Genomic DNA, 17,193 nt, shown 5'->3' with positions numbered 1-17,193 from the left:
ACATGGGATGAGTGGAGATGGCGGGAATCGAACCCGCGTCCAACGGTGCAGAATCAGGGCTTCTCCGTGTGCAGTCCGCTGCGCTTTTCTCAGCCCCGGAGATCACGCGGACAAGTCTCCGACGGGCTCAGTCACTGTTTGATTTCCCTACGCACCCCGTGACCGGGTTCGTAGGTTTAGTTCCCTAGCTGATGCCAGGATCCGGGTCGGGAACAGCCCCGGGCTGACACTTCGCGAGTCGCTACTTAGGCAGCGAGGGCGAAGGAATCGCGCTTGGTGTTGGCGATTATTGGTTGCGACATATGGTTTACGAGATCATTGCCGCTTCCTCGACACGCTTCCCCTGCTTCGACATCCGCTGTCGAAACCGATCATCCCCATGCTTGACCACTATTGAGTTGTACCGCTCAAGGCCCCTTGCGGGGCCCGACCCCTGCTTGGCGGGGCAGGTGCCATCGTACGTGAACAACACAGGCCGGTGCCAGCTTATTCCGCACGGCCGCGGCCGGTGCCGGTCGCGTGCTAGGCCCGCTGCCTCCGGCGGACGGCGGACACCGCGCGGTCGGCCTCGCGACGGTCCTGCTTCTCGCGCAGCGTCTGGCGCTTGTCGTACTCCTTCTTGCCCTTCGCCAGCGCGATCTCGACCTTCGCCCGGCCGTCCTTGAAGTACAGCGCCAGCGGCACGATGGTGTGCCCCGTCTCCTGCGACTTCGACTCCAGCTTGTCGATCTCTTCCCGGTGCATCAGCAGCTTGCGCTTGCGGCGTGCGCTGTGGTTCGTCCAGGTGCCCTGGCTGTACTCCGGCACGTGGACGTTGTGCAGCCATGCCTCGTTGCCGTCGATCTGGACGAAGCCGTCCGCGAGCGAGGCCCGGCCCTGGCGCAGCGACTTCACCTCGGTACCCATCAGCACGAGACCGCACTCGTAGGTGTCGAGAATGTGGTAGTCGTGCCGGGCCTTCTTGTTCTGCGCGATCAGTTTGCGCCCTGTTTCCTTAGCCATAGTGCGGACATTTTCGCACTACGACCCGCCCCCGAGGCCACTCAATACTGTCCGGGCCCTTTTCTCGGCCCCCTCGGCCGTCACGAGGTCGGGAGTGATGCCCTTGTCGTCGACACTGTGACCGGACGGAGTGCGGTAGTGACCGACGGTGAGTTCGGCGACTGAGCCGTCGGGCAGCCTGCTCGGCATCTGCACCGAGCCCTTGCCGAAGGTCCGCGTGCCGACCGTGACCGCACGGCCACGGTCCTTGAGTGCTCCGGTCACGAGCTCGGCGGCGCTCATGGTGCCGGCGTCGACGAGTGTGACGACGGGCCGGTCGGTGTCGCCGCCCTGCTCGGCATGGAGAGCGCGCTGCTCGCCGCGCACGTCGTAGGTGGCGACGAGGCCGCCGTCGAGGAAGGCCGACGCCGCGGTGACCGCCTCGGAGACGAGGCCGCCCTCGTTGCCGCGCAGATCGAGCAGGACCCCGGCGCCCGCGGGAGCCTCGCGCACGGCCTTGCGCACCCGCTCCCCGGTGCCCTTGGTGAACGAGGAGACCCTGATCACCACGGCGCCGTCGGGGAGACGGTCCACGGTGACCGTCTCCGTGGTCAGCAGGGCGCGCGTCAGGGTCTCGGACCAGCGGTGCCCGTCACGCTCCAGGTCCACCGTCACAGCGGTGCCGTCGGCGCCCCTGAGCAGGGCCACGACCTCGGTGACCGGCCGCCGGGCGGTGTCACGGCCGTCGATCGCGAGGAGCCGGTCGCGGGGCTTTATCCCGGCCCGCTCGGCGGGGCTGCCCGGCTGCACCCTGGCCACCTCGACCCGGCCGTCCGCCGCGCGTCTCGCGCCGAGGCCCACGCCGGTGTACTCCCCGTCGAGGGCCTTGGCGAACTCCTCGTACTCGTGCTTGTCGTAGACGGCGCCCCAGCGGTCGCCGCTGCGGCTGACGACCTCTTCCGCCGCCTTGGTGCCCGACTTCCCTTCCGCCGCGGCCTTCGCGGCGGCGCGGGCGACGTCCTCACGGTCCACCGTCGCGGCGGCGGCATGTGCGGAGAGCGGACGGGGCGAGGCCGGCTCGTCGTGCGGCAGGCAGTTGGTGGCCGCCGCGGTGGCGAGGACGACTCCGAAGGCCAACGTCAGCGCGGCCCCGCGGCGGATGCCGTGGGGCCGGGGACTGAACTCGGGGTCCGACATGACGCCGAGTCTAGGACAAGCAAAGGGCGCCGTACGGAGGTTGACCGCACGGCGCCCGGGGTGCTTGTCACACCTTCAGGTACTTGCGCAATGCGACGAAAGCAGCCACAGCGGGCATCAGCAGCCCGATCGCCAGTACCAGCGGCAACTTGGTGATCACGGCGTCCCAGCCGATGAAGTTGACCAGCTGCATCTTCTCGGAGAGCGCCAGGCCGTGGTCGATCAGGAAGTAACGGCCCACCAGCAGCATCACGGAGGCGACCGCACCACCCAACAGGCCCGCGAACGCGGCCTCCATGATGAACGGCATCTGGATGTAGAAGCTCGAGGCGCCGACGAGCCGCATGATGCCGGTCTCACGCCGACGGCTGAACGCAGAAACGCGCACCGTGTTGACGATGAGCATCAGCGCGATGATCAGCATCAGGCCCATGACGAAGATGGCGGCCACGTTCATGCCGTTCATCAGGGAGAAGAGGTTCTCCAGGATGTTGCGCTGGTCCTGGACGGACTGCACCCCGTCCCGGCCGGCGAAGGCGGTCGCCACCACCTTGTACTTCTCCGGGTCGTCCAGCTTCACCCGGAACGACTCCTGCATCTGGTCCGGGGTGATGGTGGACGCGATGGGAGTGTCGCCGTACTGCTCGCGGTAGTGCTTGTACGCCTGTTCCGCAGTCTCGTGGTGGACCACGTCGACGACGTCCATCTTCTTCAGATCGGCCTCGATCTGCTCCTTCTGCGCGGTGGTGACGGCCCCCTTGGCGCACTGGGGCGAGGTCGCCGCGTCGTTCTTGTTGCAGAGGAAGATGGAGACGTTGACCTTGTCGTACCAGAAGTCCTTCATCGTGCTGACCTGCTCACGCATGAGCAGCGCGCCGCCGAACAGGGCGAGCGAGAGGGCTACGGAGACGATCACCGCGAAGGTCATCGTGAGATTGCGGCGGAGACCGACGCCGATCTCCGACATGACGAACTGGGCGCGCATGGCGTGCTTTCAGCCTTTCAGTCTGTCCGGGCTCAGTGCTGGTAGCCGTAGACGCCGCGCGCCTGGTCGCGTACGAGACGGCCCTTCTCGAGCTCGATGACGCGCTTGCGCATCTGGTCGACGATGTTCTGGTCGTGGGTCGCCATGATCACCGTGGTGCCCGTGCGGTTGATCCTGTCGAGCAGCTTCATGATGCCGACAGAGGTCTGCGGGTCGAGGTTTCCTGTCGGCTCGTCCGCGATGAGCAGCATGGGGCGGTTGACGAAGGCGCGGGCGATGGCAACGCGCTGCTGTTCACCACCGGACAGCTCACCGGGCATCCGGTCCTCCTTGCCGCCGAGCCCGACGAGGTCGAGCACCTGGGGCACGGCCTTGCGGATCTCGCCACGCGGCTTGCCGATGACCTCCTGGGCGAACGCCACGTTCTCCGCGACGGTCTTGTTGGGCAGGAGGCGGAAGTCCTGGAAAACGGTGCCCAGCTGGCGGCGCATCTGAGGCACCTTCCAGTTGGAGAGCCGGGCCAGGTCCTTGCCCAGGACATGGACCATGCCCTGACTGGCGCGCTCCTCACGCAGGACCAGCCGCAGGAACGTCGACTTGCCCGAACCGGAAGAGCCCACGAGGAAGACGAACTCGCCCTTCTCGATTTCGAGGGAGACGTCCCGCAGAGCAGGTCGGTTCTGCCTGGGGTATGTCTTGGAGACGTTGTCGAATCGGATCACGGGTGCACCACGGTCGGCCGGGAGTAGGTGAGCGTGACCTTACGCGACTGCGCCACGGCCGCGCAGTCCCCGTCCTGACTTGCGTATTTTGTCCGTTCATCGATCGGGGGCAAATCCGGCGGGCCGCGACGAAAAGCGCGGGAGCTGGCACAGTGGTAGGGGAACAGTCGCGTTTCCCCGGGCGTTGTCCGGAGAGAAATGTGCTTGCGGTCCGCGCCTGCGGCCCCGGCGCGGGAGAGGAGAGCGCATGACCTATGACCGATTGGTGTGCGCCAACTGCGCGGCGCCTGTCGCCGAGGGCCGCTGCCCGGTGTGTCGGGCGAATCGCGAGCGGCTGCAGCAGAGCGGCGGCCCCTTCGCCGGCCTGAGCCCGGTGGCCTTGCTGGCCCTTCTGGTGGTGCTGGTCGCCGCGGTGGCCCTGCTGGCGGTCTAGGCACGCCCTGCCGGTCGGCCGAAGCGGAAGAACGGCAAAAGGACCCGGAGTGCTGAGCACTCCGGGTCCTTTTCTTTGCCAGCTGTCAGCTGTCAGTTACGCACTGTGCCCGATCAGGCGACGGTGCGACCGCCACCGACGAGACGCGGCAGCATGCGGAAACCGACGCCCCCGGCGATCATCGTCGCGGCACCCAGCAGCAGGAAGGTGGTCTCGGCGGCGCCGGTCTCGGCCAGCTCCTCCTTGGCCTCACCCTGCTGCACCGGCTCGGAACCGGCGCTGTCGGTGTCGGTACCGTCACCGACCGGAGCGTCACCGTCGATGACGCCACCGTCGGTGTCGTTGTCGTTACCGTCGCCGTTGCCCGGGTTGCTCGGCTTCGGGTCGGGGTTCTCGGTCGGGTCCTCGGACGGGTCCGGGTCGACCGGCGGGGTCGTGGGCGGGTCCACCGGCGGGGTCGTCGGCGGGTCGACCGGCGGCGTGGTCGGCGGGTCCACCGGCGGGGTCGTCGGCGGGTCGACCGGCGGCGTGGTCGGCGGGTCCACCGGCGGGGTCGTCGGCGGGTCGACCGGCGGCGTGGTCGGCGGGTCCACCGGCGGGGTCGTCGGCGGGTCGACCGGCGGCGTGGTCGGCGGGTCCACCGGCGGGGTCGTCGGCGGGTCCACCGGCGGCGTGGTGCAGAGCGTCGGGTCGATCTCGCAGGTCGGCGGCTCCGGGTCCTCAAGGATGCCGACGTTCACGTCGGCCTCGATGCCACCGACTTCGGCCGAGCCGGTCAGGTCGAACGCCTGCGCGGCGCCTGCGGCGGTCAGCGACGCACCCGCGGCGATCACGGCGCCGGCAGCTATACGTGCGACACGGATCCGCGTCTTTTTGGTCATCTGGCTGCTACCCCCAGTAGCTATCTCGTTGTCGGAGCAGCGTCAGGGGCAGCGGGTCCAGGAGCCGTTGCACTCGCCCCCGTTCGCACACGCCCCAGAATTACGCATGCCGCGTGCCACCTTTCCCAGTTCTGGCAAGGGCGTCAAGGTCGTTAGCGGGCGCGATGTCCGAAATGCTGTCAGTTGCCTGACCTGCGGGGATGCAACTGTGACATAAAAGGGAACTGCCGCCCCCTGGGCGGCAGTTCCCTTGTCGACAAAGCTCTTCGCTACTTGTCCTGCTGCTTGCGCCAGCGAATTCCGGCTTCGAGGAATCCGTCGATCTCACCGTCAAGTACCGACTGGGGATTGCCCACTTCGAAGTCGGTGCGCAGGTCCTTGACCATCTGGTACGGGTGCAGCACGTACGAACGCATCTGGTTGCCCCAGGAGTTGCCGCCGTCGCCCTTGAGGGCGTCCATCCTGGCCTGCTCCTCCTGGCGGCGGCGCTCGAGCAGCTTCGCCTGGAGGACGTTCATCGCGCTCGCCTTGTTCTGGATCTGCGAGCGCTCGTTCTGGCAGGACACCACGATGCCGGTCGGGATGTGCGTCAGCCGCACCGCGGAGTCGGTGGTGTTGACGCCCTGGCCGCCGGGGCCCGACGCGCGGTAGACGTCCACGCGCAGCTCGGACTCGTCGATCTCGATGTGATCGGTCTTCTCGACGACCGGCAGCACCTCGACGCCCGCGAAGGACGTCTGACGGCGGCCCTGGTTGTCGAAGGGCGAGATACGCACCAGCCGGTGCGTGCCCTGCTCGACGGAGAGCGTGCCGTACGCGTAGGGCGCCTTGACGACGAAGGTGGTCGACTTGATGCCGGCCTCCTCCGCGTACGACGTCTCGTACACCTCGGTGCCGTAGTTGTGCCGCTCGGCCCAGCGGAGGTACATGCGCTGGAGCTGCTCGGCGAAGTCCGCCGCGTCGACACCGCCGGCCTCGGCGCGGATGTTGACCAGCGCCTCGCGCTCGTCGTACTCGCCGGACAGGAGGGTGCGGACCTCCATCTCGTCCAGCGCCTTGCGCACCGACTCCAGCTCGGCCTCGGCCTCGGCCCGCGCGTCCGGGTCGTCCTCGGCCTCCGCGAGCTCGAAGAGGATCTCGAGGTCGTCGATCCGGCCGCGGAGTGCCTCCGTCTTGCGGACCTCGGCCTGCAGGTGGGAAAGCTTGCTGGTGATCTTCTGCGCCGCCTCGGGGTCGTCCCACAGGGACGGTGCCGCCGCCTGCTCCTCGAGCACGGCGATGTCTGCCCTCATCCTGTCGAGGTCCAGAACGGCCTCGATCGACCCCATGGTCGAGGAAAGGGACTTCAGCTCTTCGGATACATCGACGACTGCCACGGGTCCAGCGTAACGGCTGAGCGGCCGGACCCGTGCTGGCCCCGGAGCCCTAGGGGTCCGAGGGCGCCGACTGCTGGAAATCCGGGGGCGGCACCTGGCCGTCGTCGTCGCTCACGGCCAGCCAGCCGCCGATACCGACCGCCGCGACGACGGCGAGTGCGGCGACACCCAGAGTGATCCGGCGCCTGCGCACCGCGGTCGACCTGTTGCGGGCGGACCCCGGCCGGCGCTGGCCGGGCGAGCGCGGGGCCCTCGCCGTGCCGTGCGCGCCGCCCGCCAGCTCGTCCGGTGCGGGGACCCGCATCGAGGTGTGGGTGTCACGGTTGGAGTCGGCCGGGGCCGCGCCGGGGACGAGCGGGACGGCGCCACGGCGGCGCGGTTCCCCGGGAGTGGGCGGCAGGGCGTCCTCGTAGGGCTCGGCGGCCGGTTCCGCGTCCGGTTCGTCGACGTCCAGGGGCGGCATGCCCTTCAGCGCCGGCAGCAGGTCGTGCAGCCGGGCCGCCACCTCGGAGGCGCGCAGCCGGGAGGCGGGCGCCTTGGCCAGGCACTGGACGATGAGCTGCCACAGCTCGTCGGGGATGCCGGGCAGGGGCACCACCGTCTCTGTGACGTGACGGCGCAGGACGGCACCGGGGTGCCCGCCGCCGAACGGGGTGAAGCCGGCCAGGACCTCGTAGAGGACCGTGGCGAGGGCGTAGATGTCGACCGCAGCACGGGGCGGCAGACCCTCGACGATCTCGGGGGCGATGTAGTCGGGGGTGCCGATGATGCCCGAGGGGTTCGGCGCACCGCTTCCGGTGGGCCGCTGGGCCTTGGTGCGGCGCGGTGTGTCGATCAGCTTGGCGACGCCGAAGTCGGTGAGCAGTGCGGGGTGCGAGCCGGCGGGCCCGAGCGGACCCTCCATGTCGAGCAGGATGTTCTCCGGCTTGACGTCCCGGTGCACGATGCCCGCGGCGTGGGCCGCCGCCAGGCCGTCGGCGACGTCCGCGATGATCGCGACGGCGGCCTCCGGCGCGAGACGGCGCTCACGGTCGAGACGGGTCCGCAGGTCGGTCCCGCGCACGAGCTGCATGACCAGCGCCAGGTCGTTGCCGTCGACGACGAGGTCGCGGACGCCGACGACCCTGGGATGGTCGAGCCCGAGCAGGGCGGTGCGCTCCTGGACGAAGCGTCCGACCAGCTCCTGGTCGGACGCGAGGTCCTCGCGAAGAAGCTTGATGGCGACAGGCCCCTCGGGTCCTTCGCCGAGCCACACCGTGCCGGCGCTGCCCCGCCCCAGGATCTGGTGGGCCGTGTACCGGCTGCCGATATTCCGTGCCAAGACTGCTCCCTCAGCGGCTGGCGTTGCCCCACAACGTACGCGGGCATCGGGGACCTGTGTGCCCCGGATGACACCAACCTCCACTTCTGCGGGATAAATAAGCCCGCAGAAGTCGACAAAACGACAGAGTTACTGCTGGTTACCGATCTGGTCGGCGGTGTCCTTCGCCTCGCCGAGCTTCGAGATCCAGTCCGTGACCGTCGAAATGCCGTCGCCGATCGCGTCCCAGTAGCTCTTGCCCTCCGCGACCCAGTCCTGGAGGGGGGTGAGCTCCCAGATCAGCCAGCCGGCCACGACGAACAGCAGCACCGTGAACAGGCAGCCCTTGAGACAGCCGAGCCCGGGGATGCGCATCGGGTTGGCGCGCTGCCGCGGCTGGCGGGGCGGGCGCTGGGCCGGCGGCTGCTGCGGAGGTGCGTACTGCTGCTGCTGGGGCGGCGGTGCGTACTGCTGACGCTGCGGCTGATGCTGCGGACGCTGCTGCGGCGCCGGCGCGTACTGCTGCTGGGGCCGCTGCTGGCGGTTCTGCGGGGGCTGCTGCGGGGCCTGGCGCTGCGGGCGCCGGCGCAGGGGGTCCTGGCTGGGGTCGAGGTACTGGACCTGCGTCTGCTCGTTGCGGTCCCGGGCCGCGCGCAGCTGGGACTGCCAGGGGTGCGGCTCCTCCGGTCCGGGCTGCCCCGGCGGAACGGGCGGCATCACGGCGGTCGGGTCGGCCGTGCCGCCGGGCTGCCCGGTCTGCGGCATGACGCTGGTCGCCGCCGAGGGGTCGTAGGCGCTGCTGCCGCCGCCGGTGTTCGGCAGGACCTGCGTCGGGTCGGCGGCACCAGGGGTCTGCGGCACCGGCGCCGGCGCGGGGTCCGGCGCGAGGAGCGCGGCGACACCGAGGGCGGCGTCGACCTGGGCGGCGTTCGCGTGCACGCCGATGCCGGCCGCGACGGTACGCAGACCGCGGGCGAGGTTCTCGGCGCTGGGCCGCTCCGAGGGCTCCTTGCGCAGGCAGCGCTCTATGACCGTCCACAGCGGCTCAGGAAGGGTCGAGGGGCGGCGCGGCTCCTCGCTGAGGTGGCGGTGCAGCACCTCGAGCGCCGTGCCCCCGGCGAACGGAGGGCGTCCGGTGACCAGCTCGTACAGCAGGATGCCCGCGCCGTAGATGTCGACGGCCGAGGTCTGCGGGCGGCCCTCCGCCGACTCCGGCGCGACGTACGCGGGGGTGCCGACGAACTCGTGCGTCCTGGTCAGGCCCGGGGAGTCCGCGAGGCGTGCGATGCCGAAGTCGGTCAGCATCGGGTGCATCTGACCGTCGGCGTCCGTCTTGAGGAGCACGTTCGCCGGCTTCAGGTCGCGGTGGACGACGCCGTCGGCGTGGCTCGAGGCGAGCGCGTCCGCGATCTGGGCGGTCATCAGCGAGGCGGCGACCGGGCTGAGCGGGCCGTTGTCGCGCAGGTACCGGTGCAGGTCCGGGCCGTCGATCAGGTCCATGACGAGGGCGAGGAGATCGCCCTCGACGACGAGGTCCCGGGTCCGGACGATGTTCGGGTGGGTGAGGCGGAGCAGGACGGAGCGTTCCCGGAGGAAACGCATCACCACGTCCGCGTCGTTCGCCAGCTCCTCCTTGAGGACCTTGATCGCGACGGTTTCGCCGGGCTGGCCCGCGACGGCCGCCTCGGCGCCCGCGGTCTCCCTCTGACGGGCTCGCCAGACGGTGCCCGTGGCGCCGCGCCCGAGCGGCTCCTCGAGCAGGTACTTGCTGCCTACCGGCCGCACGTCATGCGCTCCCTGCTGATCGTGATCCTCACATGGGTCCCGGTCCGCCGGATGATTTTCGGCCCACCGGGTTGTCCGACCCACTTTAGGGGGTGTCCGTCCGGTCGCCCCTGTTCGATGGACAGACGCGGGCATCGTACGGATGGTTGCCGGGTCCGCGCGCACTGAACATCACGATCCCCTCCGTCCGTAGTTCCTCAAGATGACCTCTACGGGATACCACCACGTGCTTTTCCGTCCGGAATTGTCACCCGGGCCGACCGGTCAAGATCACTTATGGGTGGGCGGCGGGCGTGTTGTCGGTGGCGGATGCGAGGATGCCTCCAGCACGGAGCCGTGGGGAGGGAGCCTCCGGCGCGTGCCGACCTGCCGGGTGGGGGCGATCCGGGCGGCTTCCCTGCCGGGCACCCCGCGCAGAAGGGATGGCTGACGGCGATGCAGATCCGGCTGACTGTTCTCGCGCCGCGCGGCGGACAGTCCGCGCCCGCCGCGCGCCCCTGCGACGTGATCGTGACCGCGCCGGCGGGCACCGCGCTCGCCGCCGTGGCCTCCGGTCTCGCCGCCGCCGTCTCCGGCCCCGACGTCTCCGGCACCGTCGTCCTCTACGCGGGACAGGAACGCCTGGACCCGCAGCGCCGTACCCTCGGCGAACCGCCGCTGGTCGACGGCGCGGTGCTGTCCCTCCAGACGCCGGCCGAGGACGAGACGCACGAGGGCGAGGTGTCGGCACAGCTGCACGTCGTGGCCGGGCCCGACGCCGGAGGGGTCCATCTGCTGCACGGCGGCCGGATCAGCATCGGCCGCTCGGCCGACGCCGACGTACCGCTGGACGACCCCGACGTCTCCCGGCTGCACTGCGCGGTGACGCTCGCGGACGACGGCCGGGTCACCGTGACCGACCTCGGCTCCACGAACGGCACCACGGTCGACGGAGCCCCCGTGCACGCCCGGCCCGTGCGCCTGCCGTCCGGTGCGCTGCTCCGACTGGGCGAGTCCACCCTGCGCCTCTCCCCCGGCGCGCCTGCTCCCGCGCTTCCCACCGCGCCGGACGGCGAGGGCCACCTCCGCGTCCCGGGTCCGTCGTCCGCCTCCGTCGACGGCAGGCCGGGTCCGGGCGGCTCCGCGGGCGCATACGAGGCGGGGGCCACCGGCCCCTCCCTCCACGGGACACGGCCGGTGCCGTCATGGGCGTCGGCCGGGTCACCGGACGACACGCCGCCGGTCGGCACCCACCGGTCCCACCGGGCGCCCGACGACGGCCGGGCCGCCCGGCCGTACCGCCCCGACCCCACGGTGGCACCCGCACACGGCCACGCCGGCGGTGCGGGCCGCGCGGCCGCCGCCCCGGCGTACGGCGACTCCTCCCGGACGCACCACATGCACGCCCCCCTCGCCGACGACCCCGCGCCTCGGGTACCGGCGCAATACGCGTACGACGCCCACGACCGCGTCCCGGACCGGCCCGGCGAGGCGTCGCCCGAGCGCGCGCCCGCCCGGGGGACGGACGAGCCCGCCGAGGCCCCCCGGCGCCGGGGCATAGGCGCCTGGGCCCGGCGGCTGGCCGGCGGCCGGGAAGCCGCCGCCCCTCAGGAGAGCGGCGCGGCCGGCCCCGCGGCCCGCTCGGCAGCGCCCACCGTCGAGAGCTGGCCCGATCCGGCCGCCGTGCTGCTCACGGCGCTGGGCCCCGGCCCCAGGCTGTGGGAGCGCGGCCCGCGGCACCCCGAGTCGCTCGTCCTGCGGCTCGGCACGGCGGACCGTGCAGAGCTGCCGTCCGTGCCCGTGACCGTCGCCCTGAGGGAGGCCGGGTCGCTCGGCCTCGCCGGTCCGCGCGCGCGGCTCGCGGGCCTCGCCAGGTCCGCCGTGGCGCAGCTCGCCGCGCTGCACTCGCCCGGTGACCTCGAGATCGTGCTGATCAGCGCGGACCGGGCCCGGTCCCTGGAGGAGCGCAAGGCGGAGTGGTCCTGGCTCGGCTGGCTGCCGCATCTGCGCCCGGCCCACGGCCAGGACTGCCGGCTGCTGCTGGCCTACGACCGCGACCAGGCCGCCGCCCGCGCCGCGGAGCTGACGCGCCGCCTGGACGACGGCCCGCTCGGCACGGGCTGGGCGAGCGCCGACTCCCGGGCCGTCGCCGAGGCCGCCGCACGCCACGACGGCCCTCGCACGGTCGTGATCGTCGACGGGGATCCCGGCTCGGCCGTGCTGCGCGAGACCACCGCCCGCCTGGCCGGTGCCGGCCAGGCCGCCGGTATCCATCTGATCTGCCTGGCGGAGACGCCCGCCGCCTCCCCGCTCTCCCCCGTCGCCGCCACCTACGAGTCGGCCTGCGCCGCGTCGCTGCCCTTCCGTGAGTGCGGGGCCGTGGCGCTGCTCAGCGGGGACGTGGCGACCGCGCTGCGTCTGATGCGGGTCGCCTCCGGGCAGCCCGCGGGCCATGGCACGGTCGGCGTGGTCGACGCGGTGTCCGCGGCCTGGGCGGAGCGGTTCGGGCGGGCGCTCGCCCCGCTGCGCGCGGAGGGCTCGAACGTGCAGCCCGGCCGGACGGCGGTGCTGCCGCAGTCCGCCCGGCTGCTGGACGAGCTGGAGCTGGCACGGGCCACCCCCGCCTCGCTGATGGCGCGATGGGCGGCCGCCTGCGACGGCACCGTCGTCCTCGGCGCCGGTCCCCGCGGCCCGCTCGCCGTCGACCTGGCGCAGGAGGGCCCGCATCTGCTGATCGAGGGCCCCGCCGGCAGCGGTCGTACGGAACTGCTGCGTTCGGTCGCCGCGTCGCTGGCCGCGGCGGGCCGCCCCGACCGGCTCGGCCTGCTCCTGGTCGACGGGGCCGGCGGAGAGCGCGGCGAGGGGCTGGCCGTCTGCACCGAACTGCCTCATGTGACCGAGCACCTCGTGGCCAGCGACCCGGTGCGGATGCGGGCGTTCGCGCAGGCGCTCGGCGCGGAACTGAAGCGCCGGGCGGCCGTGCTGGACGAGGCGGGCGTCACCGACTTCGCCGAGTGGCGCACCCGGTGGGAGGTCGCCGGCCGGATGGTGGGTCAGCGGACGTCACCCGAAGCCGCCGACCAGCGGGGCGACATCGACTCGCCCTCGTCGGGGACGCTCAGGCTCCGTCCCGGCGGGCGTACGCGGAGCCAGGGACCGGATCCGCTGCCGCGTCTGGTGGTGCTGGTCGACGACTTCGACGCGCTGGTCGCCCCGGCGCTGGGGAGCCCGGGCCGGCCGGCGGCTGGTTCGGTCGTGCGGGCCCTGGACGCGGTGGCAAGGGACGGTGCACGCCTGGGCGTCCACCTCGTGGCCACGTCGTCGCGGCCGGACCGCACGGCGGACACGGAGCTGGCGGAGGGCGCGCGGCTGCGTGTCGTGCTGGAGGCGCCGCCGGTCGCGCCCGGCCCTGACGACCCCGCCCCGGGCCGGGGCAGGCTGGGGCATCCGGACGGCCGCGTCACGCCGTTCCAGAGCGGCCGGGTGACCGGTCGCATCCCGCGTACGGCCACCTTGAGACCCACTGTCGTTCCGCTCGAGTGGGAGCGGATGGGCGATCCACCCACCCGACGCCCCGTCCGGGAACTGGGCAACGGGCCGACGGACTTGGCGCTGCTCGCCAGTGCGCTGGAGCGCGCCGCGCGGTCGGTGGACGCGGCGCCGGTGGGGCCGCTGACACCGGCTCATCCTTGAGTGGCGGAGCTGGGGCCATTTGACCTGACATCACGTCACGAGGGCATCACGAAAGAGTGATAGAGGCCGGGGGCGGTATTGCGACACCCGTAGCGCGGGCGTAGACCTGTCGGCACGGACCGGCAACGGGACGTCGGACAACCGGTCCGGCGCAGCGGGACAGCGCAACAGGTCAGTCGGAAGCAGCGCACAGGAGAGACGGGGCAGTAATGCGCAGAACTCTTCGTACGGGCAGGGCCGCAGTGATGTTCGCCGCGATCGGCGCTCTCGCCCTCACCGGATGCGGCGGCGGCAGCGACGGCGGAGAGCCGGGGGACGGCGGTCCGACCAAGGGCACCCAGTCGCCCTCATCGGTCCAACTGCCCAAGCTGAACGGCGAGAAGATCCAGGTCGCCGCCGTATGGAGCGGCCCGGAGCAGGAGAACTTCACCAAGGTCCTGGACGAGTTCGAGAAGCGCACGGGCGCGCAGGTCACCTTCGTCCCCGCGCAGGACCCGATCGTCAACTTCCTCGGCACGAAGATCGCCGGCGGCAGCCCGCCCGACGTGGCGATGCTCCCTCAGGTCGGCGCGATCCAGCAGGCGGTGGCGCGCAAGTGGGCCAAGCCCGTCGGCGCGGAGGCCAAGGAGCAACTGGCGAAGAACTACTCCAAGGGCTGGCAGGACCTCGGCGCGGTCGACGGCACGCAGTACGGCGTGTACTACAAGGCCGCGAACAAGTCCCTGATCTGGTACAACAACGCCGTTTTCGAGAATGCGGGGGCCACGCCGCCGAAGACCTGGAAGGACTTCATGTCCACGGCGGAGACGATCTCCGCCTCGGGTGTCACGCCGGTGTCCATCGCGGGAGCGGACGGCTGGGTGCTGACCGACTGGTTCGAGAACGTCTACCTCTCCCAGGCGGGCCCGGAGAAGTACGACCAGCTCGCCAAGCACGAGATCAAGTGGACCGACCCGTCGGTGAAGGACGCCCTCACCACCCTCGGTGAGCTGTTCGGCAAGCCGAACCTGATCGCGGGCGGCACGGACGGCGCCCTCCAGACGGAGTTCCCGGCGTCGGTCACCCAGACGTTCAGCGGCGGGGACGCCCCCAAGGCCGCGATGGTCTTCGAGGGCGACTTCGTGACCGTCAACATCGCGCAGACCGACGCGAAGATCGGTACCGACGCGAAGGTCTTCCCGTTCCCGGCCGTCGGCGCGGAGCCTCCGGTGGTGACCGGCGGGGACGCTGCGGTGGCGCTGACGGACAGCAAGGGCGCCCAGGCGCTGCTGACGTTCCTGGCTTCGCCCGACGCCGCGGCGATCCAGGCGGCGGCCGGCGGCTTCATCTCGCCGAACAAGTCGCTGGACGTGGCCGCGTACCCGAACGACGTGCAGCGGGACATCGCGAAGGCGCTGATCGCGGCGGGCGACGACTTCCGCTTCGACATGTCGGACCAGATGCCGCAGTCGTTCGGCGGGACGCCCGGCAAGGGCGAGTGGAAGATCCTCCAGGACTTCCTGAAGAACCCGAAGGACGTCGCCGGCACCCAGCAGCGGCTGGAGGCCGAAGCGGCCAAGGCGTTCAAGAGCTGAGGCCGTGCCTGCCGTCACAGCGGGGGGCCCGGCTCGTCCGGCGCCCCCCGCGCGTCAGCGTAAGAGCGTGACAGGAACACGTAAATTAGTCGCGGCCGGCTTTCTGCTGCCCGCGCTCGTGCTGCTGGGCGCGCTCGTGGTCTACCCGATCGGGTACTCGCTCTACAGGTCCTTCTTCGACCAGTCCGGCGCCGGCTTCGCCGGGCTCGACAACTACGTGGAGATCTTCACCGACGACACCATCCTGACCGCGGTCAAGAACAACGCGATCTGGGTCGTCGTCGCACCGACGGTCTCCACCGCCCTCGGTCTGATATTCGCGGTGCTCACCGAACGGGTCCGCTGGGGCACCGCGTTCAAGCTGATCGTCTTCATGCCGATGGCGATCTCGATGCTGGCGGCGGGCATCATCTTCCGGCTCGTCTACGAGCAGGACCCGGAGCGCGGTGTGGCCAACGCGGTCTGGGTCGGCGTGCACGACACGTTCGAGGAGTCGGCCGGATATCCGCGGGCCCGGCCCCTGCCGGTGCACCCGCTCGAGGCGGCCGGCGGCGGCGCGTTCGTCACCAAGGAGCCGGTCTCCGCCGGAACACCGGTGCAGCTTCCGCTGGTCGGCGTGGCGCCCGCGAAGATGCCGTCCGACGCGGAACCCGCCAAGGCGGCAGAGCCGGGCGACGGCGAGATCCACGGCACCGCCTGGCTCGACTTCACCCGGGGCGGCGGCGGCAGACCGAACGTCGTCGACACCCAGGAGCTCGGGCTCAAGGGCCTCAAGATCGAGGCGGTCAAGGACGGCAAGGTGGTGGCGGACACCCGTGCCGCCGCCGACGGCACCTTCACCCTCCCGGCCTCCGCCGACGGCGCGCTGCTGCGGCTGCCCGCCGACAACTTCCGCGAGCCGTACAACGGCGTCGACTGGCTCGGCCCGTCCCTGGTGACGCCGGCGATCATCGGCAGCTACGTGTGGATGTGGGCGGGCTTCGCCATGGTGCTGATCGCGGCCGGTCTGGCGAGCGTGCCGCGCGAGCTCCTGGAGGCGGCACGCGTCGACGGCGCCAACGAGTGGCAGGTGTTCCGGCGGATCACGGTGCCCCTGCTGGCGCCCGTGCTCGCGGTCGTCCTGGTCACCTTGATGATCAACGTGCTGAAGATCTTCGACCTGGTGTTCATCATCGCGCCGGGCTCCTCCCAGGACGACGCCAACGTCCTCGCCCTCCAGCTCTACCGCTCCTCCTTCGGCACCGACGCGGACCTGGGCCTCGGCAGCGCGATCGCGGTGCTGCTGCTTCTGCTGGTGCTGCCGGTGATGTTCTTCAACGTCCGGCGGATGCGAAGGGAGACCCGGCGATGAGCACGAGCGACACCGCGGTGAAGAGCGGCTCCCCCGTCAAGGCCAGGCAGTCGGTCGCCGCCCGGATCGCGGCCGCCGCGGGCGGCGGCGCGCTGCGCGTCTTCCTGATCCTCGCCGCCCTGTTCTGGCTGATGCCCACCATCGGCCTGCTGCTCTCCTCGCTGCGCGACAGCGGCGACATCGCGGCGAGCGGCTGGTGGAAGGTGTTCACCGCCCCCGCCGAGATCACCACCGAGAACTATTCACGGCTGCTGCAGAACGAGACCATCACCGATTCCCTGCTGTCCACGGTGGTGATCACGGTCCCCGCCACCGTGCTGGTCGTGGTCATCGGGGCGCTTGCCGGATACGCCTTCGCCTGGATGGAGTTCCCCGGCCGCGACTGGTGGTTCATGGTCGTGGTGGGCCTGCTGGTGGTCCCGGTGCAGGTCGCGCTCGTCCCCGTGTCGGAACTCTTCGGCGTGATCGGCATCTTCGAGACGACGATCGGCGTGGTCATCTTCCATGTGGCCTTCGGTCTGCCGTTCGCCATCTTCCTGCTGCGGAACTTCTTCGCGGAGATCCCACGGGAGCTGCTGGAGGCGGCCCGGCTCGACGGCGCGGGCGAGATCCGTCTGTTCACCCGGGTCGTGATGCCGCTGGGCGCCCCGGCGATCGCCTCACTCGGGATCTTCCAGTTCCTGTGGGTGTGGAACGACATGCTGGTCGCGCTGATCTTCGCCGACTCGGAGAGTGCCCCGATCACCGTCGCGCTCCAGCGTCAGGTACGGCAGTTCGGCAACAACATCGACGTCCTCGCGCCCGGCGCGTTCCTGTCGATGATCATTCCGCTGGCGGTGTTCTTCGCCTTCCAGCGCCAGTTCGTCTCCGGTGTGATGGCGGGCGCCGTCAAGTGACCGGCCGACGGACACCGGCGACGGCACACCGTCCTTCGCG

13 protein-coding genes and 1 other RNA gene are annotated in these 17,193 nt (G+C 71.1%); 5 read left to right on the top strand and 9 right to left on the bottom strand.

Going from position 1 to position 17,193, the window contains the following annotated elements; translation table 11 throughout:
• Positions 1-9: 9 nt before the first annotated feature.
• From ssrA to ftsE, 5 genes are all read right to left on the bottom strand, one after another.
• Positions 10-379: a transfer-messenger RNA gene (gene ssrA / locus ACTMTU_RS23460) on the bottom strand.
• A gap of 143 nt (positions 380-522) precedes the next feature.
• Positions 523-1,002 (bottom strand): SsrA-binding protein SmpB, encoded by a 480-nt coding sequence (gene smpB / locus ACTMTU_RS23455; RefSeq protein ID WP_441265457.1) that lies wholly within the window; start codon positions 1,000-1,002, stop codon positions 523-525.
• 18 nt (positions 1,003-1,020) lie between these two features.
• Positions 1,021-2,178, bottom strand: a complete 1,158-nt coding sequence (locus tag ACTMTU_RS23450) for a S41 family peptidase (protein WP_441265456.1) — start codon at positions 2,176-2,178, stop codon at positions 1,021-1,023.
• 67 nt (positions 2,179-2,245) lie between these two features.
• The gene (ftsX, locus tag ACTMTU_RS23445; protein WP_005316905.1) at positions 2,246-3,163 is read right to left on the bottom strand and encodes a permease-like cell division protein FtsX; all 918 of its coding nucleotides are present in this window, start codon (positions 3,161-3,163) and stop codon (positions 2,246-2,248) included.
• A gap of 32 nt (positions 3,164-3,195) precedes the next feature.
• A complete protein-coding gene (gene ftsE / locus ACTMTU_RS23440; protein WP_005316903.1) occupies positions 3,196-3,885 on the bottom strand; it encodes a cell division ATP-binding protein FtsE in 690 nt (229 codons plus the stop codon).
• 247 nt (positions 3,886-4,132) lie between these two features.
• On the opposite strand from ftsE, the gene ACTMTU_RS23435 reads away from it, so the two are divergent.
• Entirely contained in the window at positions 4,133-4,318 is a 186-nt protein-coding gene (locus ACTMTU_RS23435) for a hypothetical protein (protein WP_441265455.1), read from the top strand.
• A gap of 113 nt (positions 4,319-4,431) precedes the next feature.
• Here ACTMTU_RS23435 and ACTMTU_RS23430 read toward each other — a convergent pair whose 3' ends face one another.
• The 4 genes from ACTMTU_RS23430 to ACTMTU_RS23415 form a co-directional block, all read right to left on the bottom strand.
• Positions 4,432-5,199, bottom strand: a complete 768-nt coding sequence (locus ACTMTU_RS23430) for a hypothetical protein (RefSeq protein WP_441265454.1) — start codon at positions 5,197-5,199, stop codon at positions 4,432-4,434.
• Positions 5,200-5,468: 269 nt separating this feature from the next.
• Positions 5,469-6,575, bottom strand: coding sequence for a peptide chain release factor 2 (gene prfB, locus ACTMTU_RS23425; RefSeq protein WP_053557245.1), 1,107 nt, complete (start codon positions 6,573-6,575; stop codon positions 5,469-5,471).
• A gap of 49 nt (positions 6,576-6,624) precedes the next feature.
• The gene (locus tag ACTMTU_RS23420; protein ID WP_441265453.1) at positions 6,625-7,896 is read right to left on the bottom strand and encodes a protein kinase domain-containing protein; all 1,272 of its coding nucleotides are present in this window, start codon (positions 7,894-7,896) and stop codon (positions 6,625-6,627) included.
• 129 nt (positions 7,897-8,025) lie between these two features.
• Positions 8,026-9,660, bottom strand: a complete 1,635-nt coding sequence (locus ACTMTU_RS23415) for a serine/threonine-protein kinase (RefSeq protein WP_441265452.1) — start codon at positions 9,658-9,660, stop codon at positions 8,026-8,028.
• Between the two features lie 435 nt (positions 9,661-10,095).
• Here ACTMTU_RS23415 and ACTMTU_RS23410 point away from each other — a divergent pair, with 435 nt between their 5' ends.
• The 4 genes from ACTMTU_RS23410 (at position 10,096) to ACTMTU_RS23395 (ending at position 17,153) form a co-directional block, all read left to right on the top strand.
• Positions 10,096-13,332: an FHA domain-containing protein gene (locus ACTMTU_RS23410; RefSeq protein WP_441265601.1), complete on the top strand. Its 3,237-nt coding sequence runs from the start codon at positions 10,096-10,098 to the stop codon at positions 13,330-13,332.
• Between the two features lie 209 nt (positions 13,333-13,541).
• Entirely contained in the window at positions 13,542-14,906 is a 1,365-nt protein-coding gene (locus ACTMTU_RS23405) for an ABC transporter substrate-binding protein (protein ID WP_441265451.1), read from the top strand.
• Positions 14,907-14,910: 4 nt separating this feature from the next.
• On the top strand, positions 14,911-16,257 hold the full coding sequence (locus tag ACTMTU_RS23400) for a carbohydrate ABC transporter permease (RefSeq protein WP_441265450.1): 1,347 nt from the start codon (positions 14,911-14,913) through the stop codon (positions 16,255-16,257).
• Complete coding sequence (locus ACTMTU_RS23395) at positions 16,254-17,153, top strand: carbohydrate ABC transporter permease (protein WP_441265449.1); 900 nt, start codon at positions 16,254-16,256, stop codon at positions 17,151-17,153. Before ACTMTU_RS23400 ends, ACTMTU_RS23395 begins: the two co-directional genes overlap by 4 nt.
• The last annotated feature ends 40 nt before the right edge of the window (positions 17,154-17,193 follow it).

It is taken from the genome of Streptomyces sp. OZ13, from assembly GCF_052068155.1.
Taxonomy (GTDB): domain Bacteria; phylum Actinomycetota; class Actinomycetes; order Streptomycetales; family Streptomycetaceae; genus Streptomyces.
Note: the sequence above shows the minus strand (reverse complement) of the source record. Positions and strands in the feature narration are given on the sequence as shown.